Source organism: Serratia sp. (in: enterobacteria) (genome assembly GCF_046715635.1).
Taxonomy (GTDB): domain Bacteria; phylum Pseudomonadota; class Gammaproteobacteria; order Enterobacterales; family Enterobacteriaceae; genus Chania.
In genome coordinates this window covers 1-4958 of sequence record NZ_JBKJYW010000032.1, presented here as the reverse complement: position 1 = coordinate 4958, position 4958 = coordinate 1, and the positions used below count along the sequence as shown (strand labels likewise).

2 protein-coding genes are annotated in these 4958 nt (G+C 56.3%); both read right to left on the bottom strand.

Annotated elements, in window-relative coordinates:
- Window positions 1-142: 142 nt before the first annotated feature.
- Window positions 143-2506, bottom strand: coding sequence for a penicillin-binding protein 1C (gene pbpC, locus ACLQ7H_RS01355; protein ID WP_411751115.1), 2364 nt, complete (start codon window positions 2504-2506; stop codon window positions 143-145).
- 55 nt (window positions 2507-2561) lie between these two features.
- Window positions 2562-4958: alpha-2-macroglobulin family protein (locus tag ACLQ7H_RS01350; RefSeq protein ID WP_411751114.1), on the bottom strand; the 2397-nt coding region annotated here is incomplete at its 5' end.

Here is a 4958-nt window from a genome sequence, read left to right as displayed (position 1 = left end):
ACAGCCGGGGCACAATCTCTCCCGCGGGCTCAAAGGCACAAGGGTTAGGGGGAGCTCACCGGCTATCTCCCGATGATCAGTCGGGGATCTTCTCCGCTAAGGCGGAGAAGATCAAGACATAAGGGTTAGGGTGAGGGGCATCTTAGTTCACCAACTCAATGGTGATCAGGCGGCTATCGGCACGACCATGATCGTCCACCGCCCGGATGCGATACTGACCATTATTGACCGGCCGCCAATCGATGGCGGTTTTACTGGCGCTGCTGCCAAGATAAATATCATCGACAAACCAATACACCGTTTTACTGTCCGCGTCCGTCACCGCATTGAAGGAGATTTTGTCACGCCCCTGCTGAGATTGCCGCAAGGTATAGGTGGTATTTTTCAGTGGCGAGGTAATGCGCGGCGGGCTGCCACCGATCGCCACCGCATTATCTTTGCAATGGTTTACCGGCGGAGCCCGCTTGGGTAATCCAGCCTGCGCAAACACGTTAGCCAGATCGGAAGGCCAGAACTCAAACACTTCGGTGCGGGTTTGCGTTTCATCATACGGCGGGCAGGCCACCTCACCGCTGTGAATATCCAGCAGCACCGGACGATAGACGGTATCGACCTTGATCGGCGACTTGCCGGGGATAAACCAGGTTTTGCCTTTCTGCTGGCACCACTGCGTCGGCAGGTTGCCGCTGGCCAGGCAGATATCGACCCGTTTCAACTGTTTCGGGAAAGGATGTTTCGGCTCCTGCAAGACCGGATAGCTGGCGTTAATGCTGTCGATAATATTGAAAAATAGCGGGGCTGCCGCATCGGCACCCACAAACACATTGTTGCCTCTGCTGTCGAAATTCCCTTCCCACACCACCAGCACGTAAGGCCCGAAGATCCCGACGCTCCAGGCATCGCGGAAGCCCCAGGAGGTCCCGGTTTTCCAATAGACCGGCAGCGATGACGAGCGTTGCGCCAGCGTGTCTCCCGGCCGACGGTGCTGACGCAGCATATCCAGCGTAGTGAAGCTGGCTTCTTCGCTGAGCAAACGGACTGGGGGCGGATAGGCATCACTCTTTTGCATCCGTAATGGGCGCAATGCGCCCCGGTTGGCCAACAACGCATACAGCTTCGCCAGCTCCTGGGCGGTGATTTCACCACCGCCCAACACCAACGAAAGCCCATAATGGTTCTCACTGGCCAGGTTGGCGATGCCGGACAGGCTTAAAAACTGATAAAACGTTGGCTGCCGTAACTGTGAAGCCACGTACACCGCAGGAATATTACGGCTGAAATTCAACGCGTCTGTCGCCGTTACCGGCCCCAGGAAACGTCGGTCAAAGTTTTCTGGCGCATAGGCACCAAAAGACGAAGGCACATCCTTCAGGATGGTCATCGGATGCAGAACGCCCTGCTCCATCCCCAAGGCATAAATAAAGGGCTTGAGGGTAGAACCTGGGGAACGCTTGGCATTGGTCCCGTTCACCTGTCCCTGGATCTCGCGGTTGTAATAATCAGCTGAGCCCACCAGCGCCCGTATTCCCATATCACGGCTGTCCACCAACAGCACCGCGGCATTATGGATCCCCCGGCTCTGGTTGCGGACGATAAATGCATTCACCTGCCTTTCGATCAGCCGCTGTAGCCCAGCGTCCAGCTCGGTGTCCACACGGGTATCCAGTTGCACTAACTGCTGGGTCTGTTGGCGCAACTGTTCGATAAAGTGCGGGGCAATATACGGCATCCGTTCTGGCTGGCGCAGTGCCAAAGGGAGTTGAAACAAGGCACGCTGGCTACTGTCGGTTTTATAAACACTTTGCCAACGTTGAAACAGGCGATTGCGGGCCTGCGTCAGGGCTTGCCCCAGCACGCCGGTTTTAGGATCGATGCGATAGCTAGGTGACTGTGGCAACACCGAGAGCGTCAGCGCCTCCGGCAAGGTCAGATCCTGCGGTGCCTTGGCAAAATAGATCAAGCTGGCCGCACCGATGCTTTCGATATTTCGGCCGTAGGGGGCGTAATTGAGATAGGCCTCCAAAATATCGTGCTTGGAGTAGCTAAGCTCCAGCTGAACGGCCCGCACTACCTGCATTAGTTTACCGCCAGGTGTGCGGGTATTCAGATGCCAATGCATGCGCGCCAGCTGCATGGTAATGGTCGAACCGCCCTGCATTTTGCCGCCGGCTACGTAGCTGCGCCAAAAACCACGCAGCAGGCTGACGGGGTTAAATCCGGGGTTGTAAAAGAACCAGCGATCTTCATGCAGCAAAATACCCTGCACCGCCAGCGGCGAGATCTTTTCCAACGGCGTCCACAGGCGATAACGATCGTCATTGGCCAACGTGAGGCGCATCAGGGTCCCGTGGCGATCGTAGTAAACCGTGGAGAAAGGCATACCCTGCGAAAGAGGAGGATGCGGCCACAGCCGCGCCCCCACCAAGCCCAGCGCCAGCAGAAATACCGCCATCAAGATATTTTGCAGCCAGCGCTTTGCCACAGCAGATACAGGAAGGATTTTCATGGAGTCTCAGAACCCACGAACCCCGCAGCTCAACGCTGCGGGGCATCGCGATGGCTTATTTACTATCCGCCGGTACAACCACCAGTTTACCGCTACTGGCCGACATGGCCTGCACTTCACGATCGTACATGGCTTCGCCATAAGCCGGAGGGATCACAAAGCTGCCGGTGTTGGTCGCTTTAATCTGGTAGACAAACTCCTGCACATCGGTGCTGGCGCTACCATAGATGATCACCCGGTCTTCACGGATATCGCTATAATCAGGCGCCCAAGTGGAGCCAGAGGCAGCCAGTGGTGACTGCCAGCCTGCGTCCGTATTCTCGCTGGCTTCACCGTCTTCGCCGGTCGATTCTGGCTCTGGTGCCGTTTGCTGCACCACTTCAAATCCGCCAGGCAGCAGATCGACAATCGCCAGATTGTTCTGCCCTTCTTTCGAATTAGCGCGGATTTTCAGATGAACGTTAATCTTCTGCCCTAACGTTACCTGAGTGACCGGTTTACCCTGTTCATCGGTGTAATCACGGGTAATTTCCAAACCGCGAGCAATCGCTTTCTGTGGCGCAGCCAGATCGTAACCGGCCTGAGTAACCACATACCAGGCCGGAGCGTCGGCGCTATTGGTAAAGCGGATAGCCTTGGCCTCGGCAGTAAACTGGCCTTTGGCAAACAACCCTATCATCTCTGAAATCACCTGCGGATCGGCGTTACCTTGCTTGCCGAGCTGCGCAATCGTCAGCGAATCCGTGGCATTGGCCTGCGCCGCCACCTGAGCCGAATAGCTTTCCAGCGCCAGGATACTCATCGCCGAAGAATAGGTGGTGTAACGCTCTTCTTTCAACGCCTTGACCATGTTCTCCAACACCTGCGGAGGGATGGAAGAGACCTTGTCCGGGAAGTGACGAGTGATCAGGTACAGACGCGTCGCGTCCTGCACCAGCGGATCGAAGTAATTCTGCGTCCACCAGCCTTTGTCATAGGCTTTGCTCAGTTGCTTCCAGCTAGGTTGCAGCAAGGCATTGGCCTCATCGTCCATTTTCAACAGACGGTAAGACGATGCCAGATACAGGGCACTCAGATCGGTTTTCCAGCTGTCTGGATACAGTTTCTGCAACGTATCCTGCACCGAGGCCAGCGAGTTGGTGGTAATTTCGCCCTGCAAGGTCAGCAGGTAGACCGCCCAGGTACGCAGACGCAGATGATACATATCATCATAACGGTTGGCTGCCAGTTCACGCAGCGCGCCGTTGGCATCTTCCAGCATCCCCACCGGCAAGGCATAACCCGCCGCTTTGGCTTCCAGCAGGTATTGCACCACGTATGGCGTGACGAAAGGATCGGTTTCCGGCGATGAACGCCAGGCACCGATGGCCCCGCTGTCGTTCTGGCGAGAACGCAGTACGCCGAGCAGGTTTTTCAGCTGCTTGCTGACCTCCTCCTGGCTCAGGCTGCTTTTCATTTCCGGGTGCTGGCTTTGCATGATCAGCGGAATGGAACGGCTGACGATCTGCTCAGAACAGTAATACGGATAATCCGCCAGATACTGCGCCAGACCGTTGGTCAGCACCAACGGTGAGTGGGATACGGCCGCACTACGCTGTGCATAGGCATCAAACATCTGCCGCAGATTATCAATATTCTGGTTGCTGCCGCTCATCCGGCCCATCACCGTCTGGGTGTGGTAAGGCATTGCCGGACGCACCGAGGTGCTAATAGTACGGCGGCTGGTTTTATCACCATAACGCGCATCAAACACTAGCGGGGCATCTCCCAGTGCTGCCTTGGCGCGTAGGCGGAAGTTGATCACACCTTCGCGCTTCTGGGCCAATGACAGGCTTTGTTCGGCCTTACCCACCACTTCCAACTGCGGCGGCGGCGTCAATTGCACGGCGATCGCCACAGGTTTACCGTTCAACCCTTCGAGGTTATTGCTGACCCCTACGCTGACATCAAACTCATCCCCTGGTGCCACCATGTAAGGGACGTTCGGCGTCATGTTGAAGTTGTCACGTACCGTCGCGGAGGTTTGGGCTTTGCCGATTTTGCTTGGCGTAACCGAAATAGCCATCACGCGGATCTTGCCGTTGAAGTAATCCGGCACCGGATAGGTAAACTGCTTCTCGCCGTTGACTTCGGTAATGCCAGACCAATAGGCCACCGGCTTGTCGCGTTTGCGTTTGAACGGGTTCAGGTTGAGATCCAGCCCTTCACCCGCATCACCGCCCGGTGCCGCCGCAAGCGCCATCAGCTTGCTGAATTCCGGCAGGATCAGATCGAGGATCTGCGAGCTTTCCACGCTCAGTTCACGCTTACGGAAGAAGTACTCCAGCGGATCTTTCAGGCGATAACGCGCTACCTGCAAGATCCCTTCATCTACGGCAAACAGTGCCACCTGCTGTGGACCATCGGTCTTCACCGTCATCGTCAGGTTTTCACCCGGCTTAATCACCTCAGG

What these genes read in the sequence shown, in the direction of transcription:
- pbpC (WP_411751115.1), bottom strand. Translation starts at nt 2,506, where the DNA reads ATGAAAATCCTTCCTGTATCTGCTGTGGCAAAGCGCTGGCTGCAAAAT.